Here is a 22,830-nt window from a genome sequence, read left to right on the forward strand (position 1 = left end):
GCTTTTGCACCGATTTGGCCTACCGAGAGCACACGGAGATGCGACGCACGTGGTGACCGAGCTGTCGAGTGCGCTGGATACGGTCGTCGACCGTGTCCGCGGCCAGCACGTCGTCGTGTGGGCCGTCATCACTAGCACGTTCTTCATCGGTTTCGGGGGCGGCGTGGTCTACCCTATCTTGCCCAACCTCGGCGCGGTCCTGGGCATCTCCCCGTTTCTCGTGGGGCTGATCCTCTCCGCCAACCGGTTTTCGCGGCTGGTCGCCAACGCGCCGGCGGGTAACCTCGTCGACCGGCTCGGAACGAGAACGCCGTTCGTCGTCGGAATGGTCGTGCAGGCGTTTGCCACCGCCGGCTACGTGGTCGCGATGCTCGCGCCCGCCCCCGAGGCGTGGTTCATGCTCGCCCGGATCGGCTGGGGGGTCGGGAGCGCGCTCGTCTTCGCCACGGCCTACACTATCGCCTCGGACGTCAGCGACGGCGACTCGCGGGGCGCGAACATGGGCCTCATCAGGGGCGGCATCGTCTTTGGCTTCCCGGCGGGCGTGGTCGTCGGCGGCGTCGTCAGCGAGCTGAGTGGCACCGTCACGGCCTTTGCCGTCGCCACTGTCTTCGCCTTCGTCGCGAGCGCCATCGCGTACTGGGCCGTGCCGGAGACACACGTCAGCGACGACCGGAACCAGTCGGTCAGGCCGTGGGACATCAACACCAGTCTGCCGGCACTCACGGTCGGGGTAGTGAACTTCGCCGTCTTCTTCGTCTACATCGGCGCGTTCTTCGCCACGCTCGTCCTCTTTCTGGACCAGACACAGCTGCGCGTGTTCGGGTTCGACGCGCAGGGCTCGTCGGGCATCTTCATGGGCGTCACCGTCGTCGCCGCCGGCCTCTCGATGTACACCGGCGGCTACGTCAGCGACCGCCAGGGGTCCCGCGTCCCGACGCTACTGTTCTTTCTGGCCACCACGTCGCTGGGTTTCCTCCTCCTCGCCGTCGTCGAAAGCACCGCCGTCCTCGTCGTCGCCTGCGTGTGTATCGGCGTCGGGCAGGGCGGGACGAGCGGGCCGCTGATGGCGCTGCTCGCCGACCTCGTCCCCGACGCCCAGATGGGACGGGCCGTCGGGACGAACAACGTGCTCGGTGATCTGGGCGGCGGGTTCGGCCCCATCGTCACGCTGCCGCTGGTCGACACGCTCGGGTTCGACCCCATCTACGTCGCCTGTGCGACCCTGCCGCTGCTGGGCGGCGTCTGCCTGCTCGGCGGCGTCCGCCGGGAGACCGGCCGGTTCGCCCCGCGTGTGAGCGGTGGCGAGGACGTCGGCTAGGGAGACGGAGAGTCGGCGTCCGAACAGCCGGACCGTCCCCGACTTCGGCCCGACCTTCTTGTACGCTGGCTGCCAACACTGGCGTATGCGCGCCCTCCGACGCAGTCCGACGGTCGTGACGCTGACCGTCATCGTCGCCGTCTTCGCCTGCCAGCAGGTCGCCGGACTCCTCGGATGGCGGGGCCTGTTCGCGCTGTCGAACCCCCTGCTGGTGCGCCCGTGGACGCTGCTCACGAGCGTCTACGCCCACGCCGACGTCTCGCACCTGGTCGCCAACGCCCTCGCGCTCGCCTTTGCCGGCCTGCTGGTCGAGCGGCTGACGACCAGCGCCCGCTTTCACGGCTTCTTCGCCGCCGTCGGGTCGCTGGCCGGGGTGACACAGGTCGCCGTCGTCGGGTTCGTCGGCCCGCTCGTCCCGGGGATGCCCGCGAGCGTGACCGTACTGGGCGCGAGCGGGGCTATCCTCGGGCTCTTTGGCTACCTGCTCGGGGCGAACCGCCTCACCGAGTTGCTCGTGGCCGGCGTCGAACTCGCCCCGCGGCTCCAGCTCGCGCTCGGCGTGGCGCTGGCAGCGGTGATAACGCTCCTGACAGCTAATCCAGGTGCCGCGCTCGTCGCGCATTTCACCGGCCTGCTGCTCGGCTTTCTCGCCGGTCGCGCGCACCTGCTCGCGCCGGGTGAGCGGTCACAGGAGCGACGGCCGACGGCGGAGTGACGCAGTCGTCGCTTCGAGGAATCTCGCTACGCCCGCTAGGCTCCGCGGGTCGCTACCCTCCCCGCGTCGATTCGAGGAATCTCGCTACGCTCGATTCCTCGCACGCTACGCTCGATTCCTCGCACGCTACGCTCGATTCCTCGCACGCTACGCTCGATTCCTCGCACGCTACGCTCGATTCCTCGCACGCTACGCTCGATTCCTCGCACGCTACGCTCGATTCCTCGCTAGATGAATACTTGCTCGTCCAGCCGCGTCGTCACCGTCTCGGCAAGTGTCTGCAGATTGACGGTGTCCTCGCGGTTGTAGGAGATGAGCGTTTCGAGCGACCCGTCCTGTCCCCGCTCGTGTTCGCGCCAGAGCCGCACCGCGTCCCGTCCCGAGATGTCGGGTCGGTCGCGCTCGATGCCGATATCCTGTTCGACCTGCTTCAACCCGCCGGAGAGGCCGATCTTCTTGCAGGTGTACATGAGGTCCAGATGCGGGCGCTGGAGGTCGATATCGAAGTTCGCCTCGATGAAGGGGACGTCGAAGCGCTTGCCGTTGAACGTCACCAGCAGGTCGGCATCGGCGAAGGCCGCCCGGAGGTTGCCGGCGGTGAGGTCGTCGCCGGCGACGAGCGTCTCGGTCTCGCCGGCCTGGTGCAGGGAGACCGTGGTCACCTGATTGCGATGTTCGTCCAGCCCGGTAGTCTCGATATCGAAGAAACACGCCCGGTCCGAGAAAGTCTCGTAGAGGCGCCACTGCTCGCCGCTGGGGAACTGGCGGTCGAAGTACGCCACGTCGGCCGAATCGAGATACGACCGGCCCTCGCGGATGAACTGCTCGATTCGGTCGCCGCGTTTCCCGCCGACGACGCCCGGTTCGAACTCGTCCCAGTGGGTGACGCCCTGCTCCCAGATGGACCGCTCGGTCTTCTCGCCGACGCCGTCGACCCCGATGAAACTGTTCTCGACGCGCACGCTATCCGGTAGTGGTGGGGGTGTATGTAAATTCGTCGGGTAACGAGGAAGCGACCGAAGGGAGCTTCCTCGAAAGCGATGCGGGGCACGAAGTGACCCGCGGAGCACGGCGAACCGGCGAGTAGTAGTGAAGGGCCTCGAAGCGAGCTCGGCGAAGCGTACACGCCTCGACGGGCGCGGCCTACACCGCGTGGCCCCGCCGGCCACCAAGCGTTGAAGTGTTGCCGAACAAACCATTCTGCCATGGCACTGTGCCCGCACTGCGACAGCGACATCACGGACTGGGCCAACAGAGTCGAGCGCGCGCCGGCCGCGAACGCCCCCATGGTCTGGTCGTGTCCGGAGTGTGACGCCGTTCTCGGTGTCACCGACCACGAGTGAGCGGCCAGCGAAACGCGGAACCGGCTGGCGCACACGGACAGTAGTATGACCGAGTATCTCGTCGCCACGGCGTCGGTCCACGTGACGGCCGCCGCGGCGGACTACCTCCATGACCGAATCGACCCCGGCGAGGACAGCGTCGTCGTGGTCGGCGTCCGTGAACCCGACCGCCACGACCGCGACGCCGGCGACGCGGCGAACGTCGCGCGGTCCCGGCTGGCGGCCGCGATGCCCGAGACGGCGCTCCGTGAGGGCGACCCGACCGCGGAGCTGCTGGCGGCCGTCGAGGAACGGGACCCCGACGTCGTCGTCATCGGGGCCAACAGCGGGACTGACGGGGCAACGGGCGTCGGGTCGACGGCGACGGCGCTACTGGCGCGGGCCGACCTGCCCGTCGTGGTGGTTCCGTTGCCCGACCTCTAGCCGAGGCTGTCGAACAGCCCAGACTCCTCGAACGTCAGTTCGAGGTCGACCTCCAGCAAGGCCTCGGTCGCGGCGGCGACGGCGGGGGCGAGCGGTGACTCCGGGTCGAGCGCGGCCGGGCCGACGGGGTCGGCCGCGGGGATGTCGAAATCGGTGTCGCTGACGGCGACCGCCTCCGGCGCGTCGGTTCGGGTGGCGAGGACAGCGTCGGCGGGGGCGTCGAGGTCCCGCAGCCGGCCGCGCTGTCTGGGGAGCAGGTCGACGCCGCGCTGGGTCGCGGGAGCGACGAGCGCGCGGCGCTGGGCCGTCGTGAGGAGGGCGACCGACTGGTTGGCCGCGACCGGCGGGACATCGAGCAGGACGTGGTCGAACCGGTCGGCGGCGTCGGCGACCGCCGTCTCGAACGCCCGCGCCGCGTCGGGCGTCTTCGCGCGGGCGAGGCGCTCGAACGGCGCGTGGGCGGGACAGAACGCGACGCGGCCCGGAACGTCGTAGTCAGCGTCGTACAGCGCGTCCTGGAGGGCGGCGTCGCCGGTGACGACGGCCGTGATATCGTCGGTGAGCCGACCGTCGACGTACGTCGCGAGCCCCTGCGTCCCGAAAGCGGCGTCCACGACGGCGACCGACCGGTCGGCCCGGGCGAGCGTCGCCGCCGTCTCGACAGCCGTTCGGGTCGTCCCGGCGCCGCCAGCGACCCCCACCAGTGCGAGCGTCGATATGACCATACAATACGTGGGTGTCGGCTCGAAATAAAAAGTTCAGTGCGGAACGGGAGTGGAAACGGTTATCTTCCCTATTAATAAGAATACTTATGATATCTTCAGTCGTACGGTACCCTCTACTAAGAGAGTATCATGGCAGATAAACCGAATTTAGGCGCGTGGAATCGACGGCAGTTCCTCCGGGCGGCCGGTGTCACGACCGTGACCGGGATGCTCGCGGGTTGTGGCGGACTGACGAATCAGGAGTTCATCGCCGATAGGGTCGTCCTGCCGGAGGCCGACCAGCAGGCGCTCGACTTCGCGCCGCTGGTCGAGGATACCGAGCGCCGCACGTTCACCCGGTCGGTCGGCGGACAGGACGTGACGGCGACGGTCGAGAGCGCCATTTCGGTGTACGGCCAGACGGACCTCGAGCTCTCGTTTAGCGGCTCCGAAGGGGCGCTGCTGTTCCGATTCGCCGGCGGCGACGCGCCCTTCGAGGGCTCGCCCACCGACCGGCGCGCCGCGCCGGCGTCGGCGTTCGACACCGCCGGCGGCTATCTGCCCTTCCTCGACGGCGACGACACCGTCGACCCGGCCGGTATCGTGCTGTTCGCGCCGACGGACACCGACGGTCCCGTCGACGCGAGCCGGACACTGGCCGTGGCCCACCGTTCGGCGTTCGAGGGGAACGAGTCGTTCGCCGTCGCCGACGGCGGCGTGCTGTTCCCGGGCGACCAGTTCTTCCCGGGGAGCGACTGGTTCCCGGGGGCCGACTGGTTCCCGAGTGACAACTGGGTGATGCCCGGCGACAACGCGAGCGCGGATGTGGCGTTCTTCCCCGGGCCCGACGTAGACGCCGAATCCGCCGGCCCGTCGGGGACCGGCAAGACGATGTTCGAGGCGGGCCAGAAGGTCGAAGCCGAGTACGTCGCCGCGCCGGCCAGCGTGTTCCTCGACACTGGCGTCTCAATCACCGACCCGGACCGCGTGGCCGACGCGCTCGGGGTGGACCAGCGGCCCGTGGCCGAGCCCGCCGACGCGGGCATCATCGTGTTCTCCGACCGCAAACGGGGCGTGCCGATGGCGTATTTCCCCGGCGACACGCTCTTTCCGGACGGGTACTTCTTCCCGGACGGCTACTTCGCCGGGGACCGGCAGGTGCTGTCGGCCCCGCTCGGCGAACTGTTCCCCGATTCGGCGTTCTTCCCGGACTCCGCGTTCTCGCCGGCCTACACGGAGAAGACACCGGCGCTTTTCTTCCCGGATTCGACCTTCGACGACGTGCCGGAGCCGTTCAGCGTCGTCGAATCGGGTTCGGAACTCCGGCCGGAGGAGGCGCTGCTGTTCTTCGGGGCCGACGGCACTGCGTTCCCGGACTCGACGTTCTTCCCGGACTCGACGTTCTTCCCGGACACGCTGTTTTTCCCCGACTCGGCGTTCTTTCCGGATTCAGCCTTCGCCACGATGGGAGCGACCACCAACCCGGTTGCCGGCGGCGACCTTCCGGAGGCGTTCCCGGACACGCTTTTCTTCCCGGACTCGACGTTCAGTCCCACGGAACTGCTCCACGTCCCCGGCGAGTTCGACCTCTCGGCCGACACCTTCGAGCGCGGAGGGACCACCGTCGCGCTCACCACGGGCTCGTTCGACAACCTCAACGCCGACACCCTCGGCGGCGGGACGATAAGCGTCGGCGCGCTCAGTACGCCCGCGGCGAACGTGGCCGGCCAGTCGCTGAACCCGCTGGCTCGGCTCGGGCTGGCCGACCTCCTGACCAGCGACCAGGCCGAGTCGTTCCTCACCGCTGCCGGCGTCGGCGGCGGCGAGACCGTGAACTGGGAACGCGGGCCCGAAAAGCTCTCCACGGTCGACGGAACGCTGCTGGACCGGGACGTGACCATCGAGACCCACGCCGGCATCGTCAGCGGTGAGACGCCGGACGCCACCTACCTCCACATGGCCCGGGTCGAGACCGACAGCAGCGTGGTCGTCACGACCGGCATCCAGAGCTTCGGCGTCGAGTCCACGGACAGGGCCTTCGCCGGGGCGGACGGCTACCTCACGGAGAGCGAACTCGAAGACGTCCGGTCGACGGTCGCGGGCGTCGTCGAGCGACTGGTCGTCCGCTAGAGCCGGATTTCCGCGGCGATATCGTCCAGTTCGTCGTCGCTCAGGTCGGGGCGGTCGCTGACCAGCGCGTGGATGGGGCGACCGCCGTCGTCCGAAAAGCGCGGGACGATGTGTGCGTGGACGTGGGGGACCTCCTGTCCGGCTTCCTCGCCGTTGTTGAACGCCACGGTACTGGCGGGCGCGTCGACGGCGCTCTCGGCCGCCGGCGTCAGCTCGTGCAGTGCGCTGAAGAGGGCGCGCCCCTCGTCGGCGGGGAGGTCGGCCAGCGACTCGTGGTGGTCTTTCGGGATGACGAGCGTGTGTCCCGGCGCGAGGGGGTTCGCGTCCAGGAAAGCGAGCACGTCGTCGCCCTCGTAGACCGTTCTGCTCGGGATGTCACCCGCGACGATCTGACAGAAGATACAGTCGTCCATGGTCGGCGGTGCGGCCGGCGCGGGCATGAAAGTTTCTCCGGGAGCCACCGGACCGGCGACACATCGCGACGTGTCTCCGCAGAGACGCCGATTAGCGCGGACAGCTCCGAGCGGATAGACGCCGACGCCCCGGGCGGTGTCGGAAATGAAAATTGATTTAACACTCCGAGTGGCCGAATAATCTATGCGAGAGTACATCTATCTCGCCGCTGCCATCGCGGCCGAAGTAACGGGTACTACCGCGCTGAAATTCTCGGACGGGTTCTCGGCACTCGTCCCGACCACTGTCGTACTTGTCGCGTACATCGGCTCGTTTTACTTGCTCAGCCTCACGCTCCAGGAGCTGCCTATCGGGCTGGTGTATGCGACCTGGTCCGCAGTCGGAATCGTCGGGGCCGCCGCGATCGGGTTGGTGCTGTTCGACGAGACGGTCGACGTGGCCGGTGTCGCCGGCATCCTGCTCATCATCGCCGGCGTCGCCGTTCTCAACCTCATGTCGGAGACGTACTCGCCCGCTGCCTGAGGTCGACCCCGGAGGTCCGGTCCTCAGCTCAGAAGCAGCCAGAGACCGGGCACCATCAGGGGGATACCGACGACGGCGTTGATCGTCGGGAACCACCAGTAGGCCCGTTCCACGTCGATGTCCTCGACCATGATGAACAGGTCGATCACCGGATAGAGAAGGAAGACGAGCGCCGCGGCCAGATGCAACTGAGCGAAGACGACGGCCGCGAGCAGCCAGCAGACGCCGGTGTAGACGAGTGATTTCCGTTTGCCCAGCACCGACGCGAGCGTCCGAACACCCGCTTTTCGGTCCGGGCCGATATCCGGGATGGCGGAGAAGGTGTGATACCCCATCGTCCAGAGCCAGAACCCGACGACACCACTCATCGGCGGGAACGAACCGGCGATAGTGATGTACGCCGCGATACCGGGCAGCAGGTAGAGCCCGTTCACGACCGAGTCGACGAAGGGTATCGACTTCAGCCGGAGCGGCGGTGCGCTGTAGGTCACTGTGAGGAACGCCCATCCCCCGAGTGCGAGCAACGCGACGGGTGATGTCGTCAGGAAAAACAGCGGCACCGCGAGGAGACCGCTGAGCACGATCGCCGCCTTCACGCCCGGAGTGTCACGGAACGACTGCTCCTTGCCCTCCTCGGACTTTTTCGGGTTGTGTTCGTCGGTGTCCGTGTCGAAGGCGTCGTTGACCCCGTAGAGGAACAGGTTCCCCGGGACGAGGAAGTACACTGCGAACGCGATCGCGGCCGGTGACGTGAGGTCCGAGGCCGAACTCGCTCCGTAGATGAGTGCGAGCAACACTGGGCTGCCAAGGAAATGCCAGTAGCGGGGTCTGGATAGCCGGAAGAGGTATCCGAGCCGTGACTCCGCGGTCGGGACGATTCGCATCGGCTGTGTCTCTCTGTTTTCGCTCATATCTGTTGTTGGATTTGTAGCTTACACTGCGTGGCTGGTTGGTTCGCTGGCGCGTTCGGTGTGCTGACGACAGCACCACCGAGGCAGGGGAAGCGACTCATAGCGGTAGTATGACCGGGTTCGTCTGGAACGAGAGCCCGACGAAGATGACGGTGAGTGCTGCGAGCGATACCCACTGTGCCTCGGATAGTGGCCCCCAGTTCGGCCGGGCACTCGACATCCTGAAGAAGTCGCTCAGGAACCGGTAACCGGTGTAGCTGAGGAGATACAGCGGCAGCGTCAGTCCGGTGACGCCCACGGCGAGGAGCCGCCACAGGAGGACGCCAAACAGCAGGAAGTTGAACGCCGCTTCGACGATTTGGATGGGGAACACCCGGCAGCCGGGGTTTTCGCCGGAGGAGAACGACTGACAGTTGCCGTCGTGGTCCGTGAAAACCTTGCTCGGGTATCGCACCCCGTACTTCCAGGGAACACCGTAGCAACAGCCGCCGAGGAAACAGCCGACCCGGATGAACCCGAGCAGGACTGGGAGCTGCAAGCCGATGAGGTCCATCGTCGCGCGGAGGTCCACGCCCAGCGCGACGGCCGTTCCGATCCACACTGGTAGGACGTAGGCAAAGAGGTCCTGCAGGTACGACCGGGAGTCGATACCGAACAGAGCGCGCTTCACTCGCAGATATCCCACCTCGAAGGACACCGTCGTGAAGGCGAAGGCGGCGAGAAACCGGAGCCACTGCATCTGAGAGATGGACCCAGAGAACAGTACCGCCATCGCGGCGACCAGGACGAGTCCGCTATCGAACAGGATGTGGTACGGATGTATCCCGAGTGTGTCGCGTGTATACTCGTGGACCGTTCTGAGCGCGTGTTCGATTCTGTTACTCGACGCTCGGCCTCGCTCGGGCGTGGACGATTCCGAGAGTTCATCAGCGGCGTTCATTGTTTCGTCTTTTCGTCAGCTATATTATATTCTCTTCTGTCAGTAATATCTTTTTATCTGTTTTTCTATAGTAAATATTAGCTCAAAATGCTTTTGTTATAACAACCCGACGTGTACGTATGGATGACAGCGCGACCGAACACGCACATCCGTGGTTCGCTGCGGTGTACGACCCAGTGACTGCGTGGGTCGAACGGCTCGTATTCCGGCGACACCGGGCGTATCTGACCGAGAATCTCTCCGGCCCCGTACTGGATATCGGGAGCGGCACGGGAGCCATGTTCTCACACTACGGTGACAAACTCGAATCGGGGGCGACGACGGTCCACGCCGTCGAACCCGATCCGCATATGCTCGAACAGGCCAGAGAGAAGGCCACAGAGTCGGACGTGGACATCGAGTTACAGCGGGCGGCCGCCGAGTCACTGCCGTTTGCCGACGACACCTTCGACACCGTAATCGGCGCGCTGGTGTTCTGTACAATCGGCGACGCGGAACAGGCGCTATCCGAGATTCACCGTGTCCTGTCCCCAGACGGGGAGTTCCGGTTCTTCGAGCACGTCCGTGACACCGGCTGGCGACAGTCGGTACAGACCGCCCTCAACCCGGTCTGGAAGCGGGCTGTCGGTGGCTGTAACCTCGTCCGGGACACACAGCGGCTCTTCGCGTCGGGACCCGAGTTTGAAGTCGCCGAGTGCCAGCAGTTCAGGGACGGACTCGTTCCGGTGAACCCATTTATTCGTGGAGTGCTGTGCCCGACGAACGTGGGCTAGTATTTCGGCTCCGCTCCGGTAATCTCGTAGACGTCGGCCAGTATCTCGTCCCGCTCCGACTGCCAGGCCGGTAATCCCTCGGGATGGGACGGGTAGGAGAGATAGTGGTCTTTGAGCGCCTGGGCCTTCGATCGGACCTGCGAAAGCTCGTACAGTGTGTCCCAGTGCCCGACCGTCCGGAGCAGTATCTTGAGTTTACTCGCCAGACCGACGCTCGCGTCACCGGAGCTGAGGCCGGCCACCAGAGCTTCGCCCGGAATCGCGGAGACGATACCCGAGAGCTCGTCGACCGAGTTGGCACCGCCCCAGATGTTGTACAGGTCCGCCGCCGCGAACCGCGCCCCGAAGTCGGTCATCACCTCGTCGTTGTACTGCCAGAGCCGTTCCTCGCTGACATCGTCGGTGGTAATCGCTTCAATCGCCCTCTCAGTCGCTGCTACGGCCGATTTCGCCGCTGCGACGATACCGCCGCCAGTGGTCGGATTGACGTGTGCCGCCGAGTCACCCGCCGCCACGAACCCGTCCGCGACGGCGGAATCGTACGGCCGCCGGGTCGGGAGCGCCGCGCCGAGCTTGTTTCGGACGGTCGCGTCAGCGAACTCGGGGCGGTTCTGCAGGTCGTCCTTGAGAATGTCGACGAGCGCCATCGGGTCCTTGTTCATCTGGAATCCGAGCCCCGCGTTGATCTCGGTCCCGTCCCGCGGGAAGTACCACAGATACCCGAGACGCTCGGTCGGTTTGAACACGAGCGAGTCCTGCCAGGGGACGGGGTCCGGCACGTCCAGTATCTCCCGGTAGGCCGAACAGAACTGCGAGTAGTCGACGTTCGTATCGAACGTCGACGCCGAGAACTCCCCCTTGTCTTGGAGGACCGAGAGCGCGCCAGCGGCATCGACCGTCACCGTGGCCTCGTATCTGGTCTGGACACCGTCCCGCACCGCGATGACGCCCTCGACGCGGCCGTCGTTCTGCACCAGGTCGTTGACGACCGTGTCGAAGTGGATATCGGCCCCGAGCCGCTCCGCCTCCTCCAGAACGACCTCACCGTACCGTTTCCGGTCGATGACGACGCTGGACTCGTCGAACGGAATCTCCAGTGTCTGACCGTCGATCGGGTTCTCGAACCGCGCGCCGGTGATGGCTCGGTTCGTGAACGATTCCGACCGGAGGTAGTCGAGGTCCATGACGTCCGGCAGGCTGTGTTTGCCCTTTATCGCGTCCCCACAGGCTATCTCGCCCGCCTGATCGCGCGACTTCCGTTCGAGGATTACTACGTCGAGGCCAGCAGCGGCCGCTTTCGCGGCCGCGAAGGCCCCGGCTGTACCACCACCGACGATTACGATGTCGAAGGAGGTCCGTTTCATTCGGTAGGCACCAGTTAGGAAAAAGTAACGTTCAGGGCAGCTAAAAGTCCATCGCAGTGGACCGGAACGGCAGATTATGCCGGTTCACCGGCAAAGAACCGCTGATAGGCGGCCGGAAGGTCGTCAGACGGCGTCGCCGCCTCGGCGCGGGCCGAGATGTCGGTCTCGTTGTACGTGTGGAGATAGAGGACGGTCTGCTGGTCCAGCGCCCGGGCGTTCCGCTCGCCGCGCAGGCCCGCGAGCGTCTTGGCGGTGTACGTGAGGTCGAGTTCGAGCCCACAGTCGGCGGCAGTCCGCTTCGCCCGCCGCGCTTCGGGGGTCACCTCCCCGTACCCGTCTCCGACGTAGCCGTCGACGATAGTTACGTCTTCGGCGGCGAAACTCGGACTGTCGGGGACGCCGTGCTCCGCGAGGAGGTCGGCGGTGCGGTTGGCCAGTCGAGCGATCCGGTAGGAGTTCGCGAGGAGTCGCCCGCTGACCCTGACACCGAGCAGTTCGCTCTGTATCGACGCGAGGCGACAGCCCACTAACAGGCCGGCGAGCGTCCCGCCCGAACCCACGGCGACGACGATGACGTCCGGTTCCGGGAGCTCCCCGGCGTCTATCTGTCGGCGTAGCTCGAAGGCCGCGTTCACGTATCCGAGTTCGCCAACCGGCGAGGCGCCACCGGGGGGGATGTAGTAGAACGAGGGGTTCGGATGCAGCCACCGCGTCGCCTTCAGCCGGACCGCCTCGGCGGCGGCCCGTGGCTCGCTCGAAACGAGTTTCAGGTAGGGGTCGGTCGTGCTCACCGCTCGCAGGTTCTCCCGGACGTGGTCGGTGACCGGTTGCGGGAAGTGGACGATCTGCGGTCGGAGCGACTGCGCTCTCGCGTAGAGACACGTCGCGAGCACGTGGTTACTGCCGATACCACCGCCGGTCCAGACGGTCGTACAGTTCCGCCGTTTGGCGTCACCGAGCAGGAACTCCAGTTTCCGGACCTTGTTGCCGCCGTACAGCTCGCCACTCTGTCCGTCCCGTTTCACGTACAGGTCGGGAACCCCCAGCGTGGCACCCAGTTCGTCGTATCGCTGGACCGGTGTCGGGAACGTCCCGAGGTCGACGTGTGGCAACTCGGCCCGGTCGGGCAGGAACTCGAACAAAGTGGCAGCCATATGCTACGTTTCCCGGCAGCGAGATATAATTGTACTGGACAGACGACCGAAACCGAGTCGCGCCTCGCCGGAGAGCCGACTGGTAACAGCCGTCGACGCCGGTGCTGTGAGCCGTGTCGGCGCCTACTCGTCGGCCAGGTGGCCGGGCGTCCACTCGCCGTCGAACTCCCGGTGGGTAAAGGGCAGCGCGTCCTCCCCGGCGTAGCTGGCGACGAGCTGGCCGTCGCCTTCGAGGTAGTACTTGTAGGTCGTGAGACCTTCGAGGCCGACCGGACCGCGGGCGTGAATCTTGCCCGTGGAGATGCCGACCTCCGCGCCGAGGCCGTAGCGGTAGCCGTCCGCGAAGCGCGTCGAGGCGTTGTGGAAGACGCTGGCGGCGTCGATACCGGTCATGAACGTCTCGGCCGCGTCGGCGTCCTCGGTGACGATGGATTCGGTGTGCTTCGAGCCGTTAGTGTTGATGTGGTCCACGGCCTCGATAGTGTCCGAAACGACCTTGATGGCCAGTTCGAGGTCGCCGTACTCCGCGCGCCAGTCGTCGTCGGTGACGGGGTCGACGTCGACGATATCGCGGGTGGCCGCGTCGCCCCGCAGCGTGACGCCTGCCTCGCGGTAGCGGGCGACGGCGCCCGGCAGGAAGTCGTCGGCGACAGCCTCGTTGACCAGCAGCGTCTCGACGGCGTTACACACCGCGGGGTACTGGACCTTCGCGTCGAGCGCGATGTCCTCGGCCATCCCCAGGTCGGCCGCCTCGTCGACGTAGACGTGACAGACGCCCTCGGTGTGGCCCAGCACCGGAATCTGGGTGTTTTCCTCGATGTAGGAGACGAACTCCGAGGAGCCGCGAGGCATCACGAGGTCCACCATGTCGTCCATCGAAAGCAGGCGGTCGACCTCCTCGTGGGCCTCGATGAGCGTGGCCCACCCCTCGGGGAGGTCGGCGGTCGCCTCGACGACGGTCTCGTACAGCACGCGGTTGGACTCGCTGGCCTCGCTGCCGCCCTTCAGGATGACGGCGTTGCCCGATTTCAGGGCGAGCGCGGCGATCTGCACCAGCGCGTCGGGTCGGGACTCGAAGATGGTCCCGACGACGCCGATGGGGACCGACAGCTTGTACAGTTCGAGGTCCGCGTCGAGTTCGCGCGCGGCGAGTGTCTTCCCCAGCGGGTCCTCCTGTTCCGCGACGGACTCGACCATGCCCGCGATGCTTTCGAGCTTGCCCTCGTCCAGTTTGAGCCGGTCGACCAGCGCCTGCGTGTACTCGCCCTCGGCGAGCATCGCCTCGGCCGCCTCGACGTCCCGGTCGTTGGCCGCGAGAATCGCCTCGCTGTTTGCCCGGATAGCGTCCGCAATCTCGGCGAGGGCGGCGTCCCGCCGTGCTGTCTCGACGTTCGCGAGCCGAAGGGCGGCCGTTCCCGCCCGTTCGACCTGTTCGTGCGTGGCAGTCTCAGTCATCTAGTCCACCGTTGATGGGGACGAATATTGTGCCCACCGATTCGGCGTCAGCGATTCGCGCCAGGACCCGCGGCTCGGCCGACCCCGCGATGACCGCCGGGATGCCGTGTTCGGACACGTCACGGGCGCCACGGACCTTGGTCTGGATACCGCCGAACCCGCCGGTCGAACTCGCGGTGACGACGTCCTCGACCTCGCCGTAGTTGCGACCGACGACCTCGATGCGCTCGGCGGTCGGATCCTCCTTCGGGTTGCCGGTGTAGACGCCGCCCACGTCGGTCAGCGTCACGAGCAGGTCCACGTCGACGCCGATGGCGATAGACGCCGAAATCATGTCGTTGTCGCCGATTCGCAACTCTTCGGTAGCGATAGCGTCGTTCTCGTTGATGATGGGGACGATGCCCCACGAGAGCAGGGTCTCGACGGTGTTTCGGAAGTTCGTAAAGCGCTCGGGGTTGTCGAGGTCGTGTTCGGTGATGAGGATCTGGGCGACCTTGCGGTCGTACCGCTCGAAGCTCTCGGTGTAGCGGCGCATCAGGTGGCTCTGGCCGACCGTCGACAGCGCCTGGGACTCCTCGACGGTCCCGGTGTCGTGGCCGACCCGGCCGATGCCGGCCCCCACGGCACCGGACGAGACCAGCAGCACCTCTTTGCCCCGCGAGAGCAGGGCCTCGATGTCGTCGACCAGCTTGTCCAGCTTGGCGTCGTCGAGGTTCGACTCGTCGTCGGTCAGGGAGTTCGTGCCCGCCTTGACGATGACCCGCTCCGCGTCGGCCGCCAGCTGTCGGGTCGCCGCGAGCGTCTCGTCGGAGACCGGGTCACTCATCGTCGAAGTCGGCCGCCAGCTCCTTCGACCGGCGTTCGGCGGCGGCGACGGCGTCCGTCATGGCCCCGTCGGCGTCGCTGTCCCAGAGGACTTCCATCCCTTCGATAGTCGTCCCGTTGGGCGAACAGACGGCGTCGATGAGCTCGTCGGCGCTGCGGTCGTCCTGCAGCACCGTCTCGGCGGCGCCTTTGAACGTCTGTGCGGAGAGGACCTGAGCCTCTTCGTGGTCCAGCCCGCCGGCGACGCCGGCCTCTGTCATGGCCTCGATGAGATAGAAGACGAAGGCCGGACCGCTGCCGTTGACCGCCGTGGCGATGTCCATCTGGGACTCCTCGATTTCGGCGAACTCGCCGACGTCGTCGAGGAGCTCGCGGACCTCGTCGGTGATGTCGCCGGTCGCGGCGGCGGCCATATCGCGCGTCTCGGCCGCCAGGTTCGGCATGATTCGAACCACGCGAGCGTCGGTTCGGGCCTCGACGAACGCGGTCGGGACGCCAGCGGCGATAGTGACCAGCGTCTGGTCGGCAGAGAGGTCGAGCTCGTCGAGGACGGCCTCGACGATGTCGGGCTTGACCGCGACGAAGACCACGTCGGCCGCTGCCGCCCGCGAGATGTCGTCTGTGGTCTCGTCGGCGTAGTCGGCCACCGCTGCGAGCGCGTCCGGGTCCAGGTCACACGCGATTATCGTGTGGTTCCCGGCCTTCGACAGCCCCGTGACCAGCGCACTGCCCATGTTCCCGCAACCGATGACGCTCGTATGTACCATTGTTCGTAGCTCAATACACGAGCGACGGAAAGTAACTATGTTTTCATTCCCGTTCCGGGGCGCACGAGGCCGGACACCGGTGCCGTGCTCCGACGACCGTCGACGGGACCGCTCAGCGGTCGTTCCAGGCTTCGAGCGCCTCGACGACGGGCATCTCCAGCCACTCGTCGCCGTCGAGGGGGAGTTCGCCGGCCGAGACCAGTCCGCGCTGTGGGTTGTACCGGACGAGGCCCGCAGCGGCCAGGGGCGGGATGTCCGCGTGGTGGAGCCGGACCTTGTTGCGGTCGACCTCGTCCATGGTCACGGTTTCGGCCGGTTTCTCCGCTTCGGCCGCGGCCAGTTCCGCGGCGAGCCAGCCGACGGGAACGGCCTCTGCGGCCCCGCTGACCCGGGCGAGAACGAGCCGGCGACGGTAGCTGCTGAGGAGGTCGAACGCGTCACCGAGGTCCCGGTCGGCGGTGGTCTGTGATATCTTCATCACCAGAGACGAAGCGACGCATCGATATCAACGGTGTACCGGAACAGTCCGGTAGCTGAGTGGTCAGGGTCGGGTCACGTCGGACCGGTCGTACCGGCGTCGAAATAGCCCGCGAACACCTTCGCCGAAGCGACCCGGAGGTGCTGGTGGAGCGTCGAGGTGGCGATATCCAGCGAGTCGGCCAGCTCCTCGCCGGTGGTCCGCCGGCGCGGCCAGTCGAAGTAGCCGGAGAGGTACGCGGCCTCGAGCACTGCGCGCTGGCGGTCGGTCAGCCCGAGGTCGGTTCCGTCGGCGGCCCAGACCGCCGGCGTCGTGCGTTCGACCTCGCGCCTCGCGTGCAGCTCGGCGTCGATACCGCGCTGTTCGAGCCGGTCGAGATAGGTCCGCACGTCGGTATCGAGCGTGACGTCGACGACGAACTGGGCGATACCGTTCTCGATAGTCCCGTCGTGAATCCAGCCGCCGGCGTCGAGCAGTCCGCTGATGGGGGTGTCGTGGTCGACGCGCAGCTCCAGCAGCCGGTCGCTGTCGACCTCGACGGGGCGGAGCGTCTCGATACCGGGCACAGCGTCTACGGTTCGTTCGATATCGGTGACGGGGGTCCCGTCGACGTCGACGTACAGCAGGTACCGGCCCGCTTCGACGGGGACGATACCTTCGAGCCGCCACTGGCCGCCGACACGGTCGTTCAGCGCGGCGAGCGGTTCGACCCGGCTCGACACCGACAGCTCCAGTTCGAGGAACGCGTTCGCGTACAGCAGCCGCTTCGTCTGGATGGCGTCGATGGCCTTTCCCAGGAGCCGGCCGAGCTCGGCGAACACGGCACCGTCACGCCGCCCGAACGCCTCCTCGTGGGTCGAGCCGACGGTCAACACGCCGTAGACGGCGCCGTCGTGCTCGATGGGGATAGCGCCGATGGTCCGAAGGTCGTGGTCGGCCGCGAGTCGGCGAAGCGGGTCGGGGTAGGTCGGGTCGGACTGGAGGTCCGCCAGGACCGTCAGAGCGTTCGTTTCGCTCGTGCGCCGGAGCGCCGATTCGACGCAGGTCGCTCCGTCTCTGCGGAGCGTGTCACGCAGGCGTTTCGAGACGCCGGCGGTGTACTCCACCTGGTGCTCCTCGGCGGCCGTGAGCCGGGTCGTCATCGCGACCGGGTAGCTCTCGGCGGTCACGAGCACGTCACAGACGGCCGTCTCGATAGTCTCCCGGTCCGTCGCGCCGACGATGGCTCGATGGACGCGCCGGATGAGTTCGTTGACCTCGTCGAGCCGCCCGAGCTCGTCGCGCTGGGCCGCCAGCCGCTCCTCGTCGGCCTTGCGCTCGGTGATGTCCCGGAGCGCCGAGAGGTGCAGGCCCGGCGCGATGTTCGACGTGGCCACGAAGTCCGTCACGCGGCGCTCCCCGTCCGACCGCACGAGCGGGAACTCCCCCCTGAGCGTGCCCGTCTCGATGAAGCGCTCCCACGCCGCCGCCACGTCGTATCCCGGCGGGGCGAAGTCCGCGACGTTCCGGCCGACCAGTGCCGTCTCGTCGAGCCCGTAGAGGTCACAGGCGGCCTCGTTGACGTCGAGATACGTCCCCTCGTCGTCGGTGAGCACCAGCGCGTCGAGCGTCCCCTCGAAGACGGCGCGAAAGCGCTGTTCGCTCGCCGTGAGCTCCCGTTCGTACCGTTTGCGCTCGGTTATCTCCTCGAAGGTGACGATGACCCGTTCGATGTCGCCGTCCGTGTCCAACAGCGGCGCGGCGCTGACCGAGAGCCAGAGCCGGGTTCCGTCAGCCCGCCGGAGCGACATCTCCGTCCCGAACGTCGCCGTGCCGGTACGCAGGACGACGTTGAGCGGGAACGCCTCGTCGGGAAACGCCTCGCCGTCGGGGCCGTAGGCGTCCCACATCGGTTCGTCCAGTATCTCGCCGACCAGCTCCTCGCGGTCGACGCCGAGTATCTCCTCGGCACGCTCGTTGAGCCGGACGAACCGGCCGTCGGGCGCGTGGACGGCGATGCCAATCGGGCTCACCCGGAGGAGCTGCTCGGTCAGGTCCCGTTCCTGCCGGAGGTCGGTCTCCTGGGCCAGCCGGTCGGTGATGTCCCGGAAGTAGACCGAGAGCCCGGTCGGCGAGGGGAAACACCGGACCTCTAGTTGCTGGTCGGCCGGCTCCCAGTACCACTCCAGGGTCTCCGGCTCCTGTGTCGCCAGCGCCCGCTCGAACGTCCGCTGGATCTGGGTCCCCTGCAACGCGGGAAACACCTCCCAGATGACCTCGCCGAGCAGGGCCGCCCGCGGCGTGTCGAGCAGCGCCAGGGCGGCGTCGTTGGCGTAGCTGTATCGCCAGTCCGTGGTCAGCGCGACGACGGCGTCGGTCACGCGGGAGAGCACAGTCCACAGCCCGAGCTGCTCGTCGTCGACACGCTGACAGCGGTAGGTCGTCACGTCCGGGCCGGGAACGGTCTCGGCGGTGACGTCGAGCAGGCGGGGCTCGCCCTCGGCTGTGGTCGTCGTCAGGCGCTGGCTGACGGGCACGGTCCCGACCGGCGGCGGGTCGGGAACGGTCGGGCCGAACAGCGACTCGACGGTGGTGAGGTCCATGGGTTGCCGCCCCAGCACGTCACTGGGAGCGGACGCCCAGGCGATGTCCCCGCGGGAGTCGGTCAGCAGCACACACTCCGGAACGGCGTGGTCGACGGTTGGCGTATCGATATCTGAATGCATTGTCTCGCGACGGCGCGCGGGCGAACGCGCCGATCATCGTTGGTACAGGTTCAGTGCACCAGCCGCTATACTATCACTGGTATTACACAGTATCCGACACGTAGCCGGACACCGACCCGGGAGTAGCTGCCTCCGGAGCGGCCGTGTGCCGGTGCAACGGCGACAGCACGGTCGGCGGGGCAACCGAGTCCCCTTTAATCCCGGCGGCGAATGTCCCCGGTATGGAACGGTTCGCCGCGGTCGACGACCAGTACGACCCCGAGGCGGTCGAGTCCGGGGTCTTCGATTTCTGGGACGCCGTCGACGCCTACGAGCAGACCAAGCAGCACCGTGCCGACGGGGAGGACTTCTTCTTCGTCGACGGGCCGCCCTACACCTCCGGGGCCGCCCATATGGGGACGACGTGGAACAAGACGCTGAAGGACTGCTACATCCGCTATCTCCGGATGCAGGGGTACGACGTCACCGACCGGCCGGGCTACGACATGCACGGCCTGCCCATCGAGACCAAGGTCGAGGAACGGCTGGACTTCGAGAACAAGAAGGACATCGAGCGCTTCGGCGAGGAGAACTTCATCGAGGAGTGCAAGGCCTTCGCCAACGAGCAACTCGACGGACTACAGAGCGACTTCCAGGACTTCGGCGTCTGGATGGACTGGGACGACCCCTACAAGACGCTCAGCCCGGAGTACATGGAGGCCGCCTGGTGGGGGTTCCAGCAGGCCCACGAGCGCGGGCTGGTCGAACAGGGGCAACGCTCCATCAACCAGTGTCCCCGCTGTGAGACCGGTATCGCCAACAACGAGGTCGAGTACCACGACGTCGGCAAGCCCTCGATCTACGTGAAATTCCCCCTGAGCGACCGCGAGGGGAGCCTCGTCATCTGGACGACCACCCCGTGGACCATCGTCGCCAACACCTTCGTCGCCGCCGACGGCGACCTCGACTACGTCGGGGTCGACGCCACGAAAGACGGCGAGACGGAGCGCCTCTACGTCGCCGAGCCGTGCATCGAGGGCGTACTGAAAGCCGGCCGCTACGACGACTACGAGGTCGTCGAGGAACTGACCGGCGAGGATCTGGTCGGCTGGCAGTACGACCATCCGCTCGCCGAGGAAGTCCCCGACCACGCCCAGGGGGAGGGCGCCGGGCAGGTGTACACCGCGGAGTACGTCGAAGCCGATAGAACGGGGCTCGTCCACTCCGCGCCGGGCCACGGTGAGGAGGACTTCGAGCGCGGGCAGGAGCTGGGGCTGGACATCTTCTGTCCCGTCGGCGGCGACGGCGTCTACACCGACGCGGCCGGCAAGTACGCGGGCACCTTCGTCCGCGACGCCAACGACGAGGTCATCGCCGACCTCGACGCGAACGGCCACCTGCTCTCCAGCGAACAGGGCCATACGGTTCGAGAGGGGCAGTGCTGGCGCTGTGACACGGACATCGTCCGCATCGTCACCGACCAGTGGTTCATCACGGTCACCGACATCAAGGACGAGCTACTTGCGAACATCGAGGACAGCGAGTGGCATCCCCAGTGGGCCCGTGACAACCGCTTCCGGGACTTCGTCGAGGACGCGCCGGACTGGAACGTCTCCCGGCAGCGCTACTGGGGCATCCCCATCCCCATCTGGCTTCCCGAGGACTGGAGCGGCGATATGACCGACGCTATCGTCGTCGGCGACCGCGAGGAGCTGGCCGAGCGCGTCGACCAGGACATCGACCCCGAGTCCGTCGACATCCACAAGGGGACCGTCGACGAGCTGACGATTACCGAGGACGGTACGACCTACAGCCGCGTCGGCGACGTCTTCGACGTGTGGCTCGACTCCTCGGTCGCGACGTGGGGCACGGTCGACTATCCCCAGGAGACGGACGCCTTCGAGGAGCTCTGGCCCGCCGACCTCATCATGGAGGCCCACGACCAGACGCGTGGCTGGTTCTGGTCACAGCTCGGGATGAGCACCGCGGCGACCGGCGAGATTCCCTACAAGGAGGTGCTGATGCACGGCTACGCCAACATGCCCGACGGCCGCGGGATGTCCAAGTCGAAGGGCATCCTCGTCGACCCCCACGAGGTCATCGACGAGCACGGTCGGGACCCGATGCGGCTGTTCCTGCTCTCCGTGACCGCCCAGGGCGAGGACATGAACTTCTCGTGGGAGGAGACCGGCGAGATGCAACGGCGGCTCAACATCCTCTGGAACGTCGCCCGGTTCCCGCTACCGTACATGCGGGCCGACGATTTCGACCCGAACGAGACGACCGTCGAGTCGATGCGAGCGGCGCTCGAACTGGTCGACGAGTGGGTGCTCTCGCGGCTGCAGACGGTGAAGACCGCGATGACCGAGCACATGGACGACTACGAGAACGACAAGGCCGTCGGCGAGCTGCTCGATTTCGTCGTCGAGGACGTCTCGCGGTTCTACATCCAGGTCGTCCGCGAGCGGATGTGGGAAGAGGAGGACAGCGACTCCAAACAGGCCGCCTACGCGACGCTGTATCGCGTACTGGAGGAGGTCGCGGCACTCTTTGCTCCCTTCACCCCGTTCGTCGCCGAGGAAGTGTACGGCTCGCTGACCGGGGAGACCGACCACCCGACGGTCCACATGTGCGACTGGCCAGAGCCCGTCGACGACCTCCACGACCCCGCGCTGGAGGACGAGATCGAGGTCGTCCGCGAGGTCGAGGAGGCCGGCTCGAACGCCCGCCAGCAAGCGGAACGCAAGCTGCGCTGGCCCGTCACGCGCGTCGTGGTCGACGTCGCTGGACAGGGTCCAGCGGGCAGTCAGACGGGGTCTGACGACAGCGACGACGTGGCCGACGCCGTCCGGAGCCAGTCCGAAGTCGTCGCCGACCGGCTCAACGCCCGCGCCGTCGAGGTCGTCGGCGCCGACGAGCAGTGGGGCGAGCTCCACTACTCCGCCGGGGCCGACATGAGCGAGCTCGGCCCCGCCTTCGGCGACGACGCCGGCCGCGTGATGAACGCGATGAACGAGGCCAACATCGACACGCCGTCCCTCGATACCCTCGAAGGGAGCGTCTCGGACGCGCTCGGCGAACCCGTCGAGCTGACCGAGGAGATGGTGACCTTCCGCCGGGAGACGCCCGACGGCGTCTCGGGGACCGAGTTCACGGCCCTCGACGGCGGCGGGACGGTGTACGTCGACACCGCCCTCACCGAGGACATCGAGAGCGAGGGGTACGCACGGGAGGTCATCCGCCGCGTCCAGGAGATGCGAAAGGACCTCGAACTGGATATCGAGGCCCGTATCGTGGTAGACCTCGCTATCGAGGACGAGCGCGTGGACGCGCTGGTTCGAGAGCACGAAGCCCTCATCAAAGAGGAAGTCCGAGCCGACGAACTCGACGGTGTGGAGGACGGCCACCGCAAGACCTGGGACGTGGAAGGCGTGGAGATGGAGATCGCGATTGCGCCTGTGGCAGCTGCGGAAGCGTCCGACTAACACGAGCCCGACCAGCGGGAGGGCTCGAACCGAGTGAGCGGTGATAGCGGAGCCGCGAGCACACGAGCCCGTCCAGCGGGAGGGCTCGAACCGAGTGAGCGGTGATAGCGGAGCCGCGAGCACACGAGCCCGTCCAGCGGGAGGGCTCGCACCGAGCGAGCGGTGACAGCGGGGCGACGCTTGCACCGGGGACCAGCACCGACCGGGTCGTTCGGATTCGAAGGCAGTCCCCGTCGTCTTTTGCACGTTTTCCAAGAAGTGGCGAGCAAACGCCGCGGGCGACCCCGCCGGTGAACACGTATCGGGTGACCCCCCGCCATAACGTTCGTTTTTCAATAGACAAGATTTTTTATTTGCCCAATCATCCAAGCAGGTAGAGAGATGCTATCAGAATGGTCGCGTTCTACCTGTAATAATGGACG

20 protein-coding genes are annotated in these 22,830 nt (G+C 66.7%); 8 read left to right on the forward strand and 12 right to left on the reverse strand.

All coding sequences use genetic code 11. The annotated features are described in order from the left end of the window. The first annotated feature begins 61 nt into the window (after window positions 1–61). Window positions 62–1,321 (forward strand): MFS transporter, encoded by a 1,260-nt coding sequence (locus NDI56_RS11990; RefSeq protein ID WP_417936020.1) that lies wholly within the window; start codon window positions 62–64, stop codon window positions 1,319–1,321. Between the two features lie 85 nt (window positions 1,322–1,406). Beyond that, window positions 1,407–2,036: a rhomboid family intramembrane serine protease gene (locus NDI56_RS11995; RefSeq protein WP_310919770.1), complete on the forward strand. Its 630-nt coding sequence runs from the start codon at window positions 1,407–1,409 to the stop codon at window positions 2,034–2,036. Between the two features lie 227 nt (window positions 2,037–2,263). Here the strand turns inward: NDI56_RS11995 and NDI56_RS12000 are convergent, their stop codons facing one another. Beyond that, on the reverse strand, window positions 2,264–2,998 hold the full coding sequence (locus NDI56_RS12000; RefSeq protein WP_310919771.1) for a ribonuclease H-like domain-containing protein: 735 nt from the start codon (window positions 2,996–2,998) through the stop codon (window positions 2,264–2,266). 243 nt (window positions 2,999–3,241) lie between these two features. Here NDI56_RS12000 and NDI56_RS12005 point away from each other — a divergent pair, with 243 nt between their 5' ends. Both NDI56_RS12005 and NDI56_RS12010 read left to right on the forward strand, forming a co-directional pair. Beyond that, window positions 3,242–3,379 carry a hypothetical protein gene (locus NDI56_RS12005; RefSeq protein WP_310919772.1) on the forward strand — a complete coding sequence of 46 codons (138 nt, stop codon included), beginning with the start codon at window positions 3,242–3,244 and terminating at the stop codon, window positions 3,377–3,379. A 45-nt stretch (window positions 3,380–3,424) separates the two neighbouring features. After that, window positions 3,425–3,802 carry a universal stress protein gene (locus tag NDI56_RS12010; protein WP_310919773.1) on the forward strand — a complete coding sequence of 126 codons (378 nt, stop codon included), beginning with the start codon at window positions 3,425–3,427 and terminating at the stop codon, window positions 3,800–3,802. Here NDI56_RS12010 and NDI56_RS12015 read toward each other — a convergent pair. Then, window positions 3,799–4,527 carry a ParA family protein gene (locus NDI56_RS12015; protein WP_310919774.1) on the reverse strand — a complete coding sequence of 243 codons (729 nt, stop codon included), beginning with the start codon at window positions 4,525–4,527 and terminating at the stop codon, window positions 3,799–3,801. The genes NDI56_RS12010 and NDI56_RS12015 overlap by 4 nt on opposite strands. Window positions 4,528–4,656: 129 nt before the next feature. Between NDI56_RS12015 and NDI56_RS12020 the strand changes: the two genes are divergently transcribed. Further along, entirely contained in the window at window positions 4,657–6,636 is a 1,980-nt protein-coding gene (locus tag NDI56_RS12020; RefSeq protein WP_310919775.1) for a DUF6517 family protein, read from the forward strand. On the opposite strand, the gene NDI56_RS12025 is transcribed toward NDI56_RS12020, so the two are convergent. After that, window positions 6,633–7,049: an HIT family protein gene (locus NDI56_RS12025; protein WP_310919776.1), complete on the reverse strand. Its 417-nt coding sequence runs from the start codon at window positions 7,047–7,049 to the stop codon at window positions 6,633–6,635. The genes NDI56_RS12020 and NDI56_RS12025 overlap by 4 nt on opposite strands. Window positions 7,050–7,233: 184 nt before the next feature. Here NDI56_RS12025 and NDI56_RS12030 point away from each other — a divergent pair, with 184 nt between their 5' ends. Continuing rightward, window positions 7,234–7,572, forward strand: a complete 339-nt coding sequence (locus tag NDI56_RS12030) for a DMT family transporter (RefSeq protein WP_310919777.1) — start codon at window positions 7,234–7,236, stop codon at window positions 7,570–7,572. Between the two features lie 23 nt (window positions 7,573–7,595). Here the strand turns inward: NDI56_RS12030 and NDI56_RS12035 are convergent, their stop codons facing one another. Then, on the reverse strand, window positions 7,596–8,456 hold the full coding sequence (locus NDI56_RS12035) for a prenyltransferase (RefSeq protein ID WP_310919778.1): 861 nt from the start codon (window positions 8,454–8,456) through the stop codon (window positions 7,596–7,598). A 124-nt stretch (window positions 8,457–8,580) separates the two neighbouring features. Then, window positions 8,581–9,423: a prolipoprotein diacylglyceryl transferase family protein gene (locus NDI56_RS12040; protein WP_310919779.1), complete on the reverse strand. Its 843-nt coding sequence runs from the start codon at window positions 9,421–9,423 to the stop codon at window positions 8,581–8,583. Between the two features lie 119 nt (window positions 9,424–9,542). On the opposite strand from NDI56_RS12040, the gene NDI56_RS12045 reads away from it, so the two are divergent. Further along, complete coding sequence (locus tag NDI56_RS12045) at window positions 9,543–10,196, forward strand: class I SAM-dependent methyltransferase (RefSeq protein ID WP_310919780.1); 654 nt, start codon at window positions 9,543–9,545, stop codon at window positions 10,194–10,196. Here NDI56_RS12045 and NDI56_RS12050 read toward each other — a convergent pair. The 7 genes from NDI56_RS12050 to NDI56_RS12080 all read right to left on the reverse strand — a co-directional run bounded on the left by NDI56_RS12050 (window position 10,193) and on the right by NDI56_RS12080 (window position 18,944). Next, complete coding sequence (locus NDI56_RS12050; RefSeq protein WP_310919781.1) at window positions 10,193–11,560, reverse strand: geranylgeranyl reductase family protein; 1,368 nt, start codon at window positions 11,558–11,560, stop codon at window positions 10,193–10,195. The genes NDI56_RS12045 and NDI56_RS12050 overlap by 4 nt on opposite strands. Window positions 11,561–11,634: 74 nt before the next feature. After that, entirely contained in the window at window positions 11,635–12,714 is a 1,080-nt protein-coding gene (locus NDI56_RS12055; RefSeq protein WP_310919782.1) for a 1-aminocyclopropane-1-carboxylate deaminase/D-cysteine desulfhydrase, read from the reverse strand. A gap of 123 nt (window positions 12,715–12,837) precedes the next feature. After that, complete coding sequence (locus NDI56_RS12060; RefSeq protein ID WP_310919783.1) at window positions 12,838–14,169, reverse strand: glutamate-5-semialdehyde dehydrogenase; 1,332 nt, start codon at window positions 14,167–14,169, stop codon at window positions 12,838–12,840. Next, window positions 14,162–14,995, reverse strand: a complete 834-nt coding sequence (gene proB, locus NDI56_RS12065) for a glutamate 5-kinase (RefSeq protein ID WP_310919784.1) — start codon at window positions 14,993–14,995, stop codon at window positions 14,162–14,164. The genes NDI56_RS12060 and proB overlap by 8 nt, the downstream gene beginning before the upstream one ends. Continuing rightward, entirely contained in the window at window positions 14,988–15,761 is a 774-nt protein-coding gene (gene proC / locus NDI56_RS12070) for a pyrroline-5-carboxylate reductase (protein ID WP_310919785.1), read from the reverse strand. The genes proB and proC overlap by 8 nt, the downstream gene beginning before the upstream one ends. A 112-nt stretch (window positions 15,762–15,873) precedes the next feature. Beyond that, complete coding sequence (locus NDI56_RS12075) at window positions 15,874–16,239, reverse strand: DUF7344 domain-containing protein (protein WP_310919786.1); 366 nt, start codon at window positions 16,237–16,239, stop codon at window positions 15,874–15,876. 74 nt (window positions 16,240–16,313) lie between these two features. After that, the gene (locus NDI56_RS12080) at window positions 16,314–18,944 is read right to left on the reverse strand and encodes a PAS domain-containing protein (protein WP_310919787.1); all 2,631 of its coding nucleotides are present in this window, start codon (window positions 18,942–18,944) and stop codon (window positions 16,314–16,316) included. Between the two features lie 221 nt (window positions 18,945–19,165). Between NDI56_RS12080 and ileS the strand changes: the two genes are divergently transcribed. Beyond that, window positions 19,166–22,408, forward strand: a complete 3,243-nt coding sequence (gene ileS, locus NDI56_RS12085; RefSeq protein WP_310919788.1) for an isoleucine--tRNA ligase — start codon at window positions 19,166–19,168, stop codon at window positions 22,406–22,408. The last annotated feature ends 422 nt before the right edge of the window (window positions 22,409–22,830 follow it).

This window comes from Halomicroarcula saliterrae (assembly GCF_031624395.1).
Classification (GTDB): Archaea; Halobacteriota; Halobacteria; order Halobacteriales; family Haloarculaceae; genus Haloarcula; species Haloarcula saliterrae.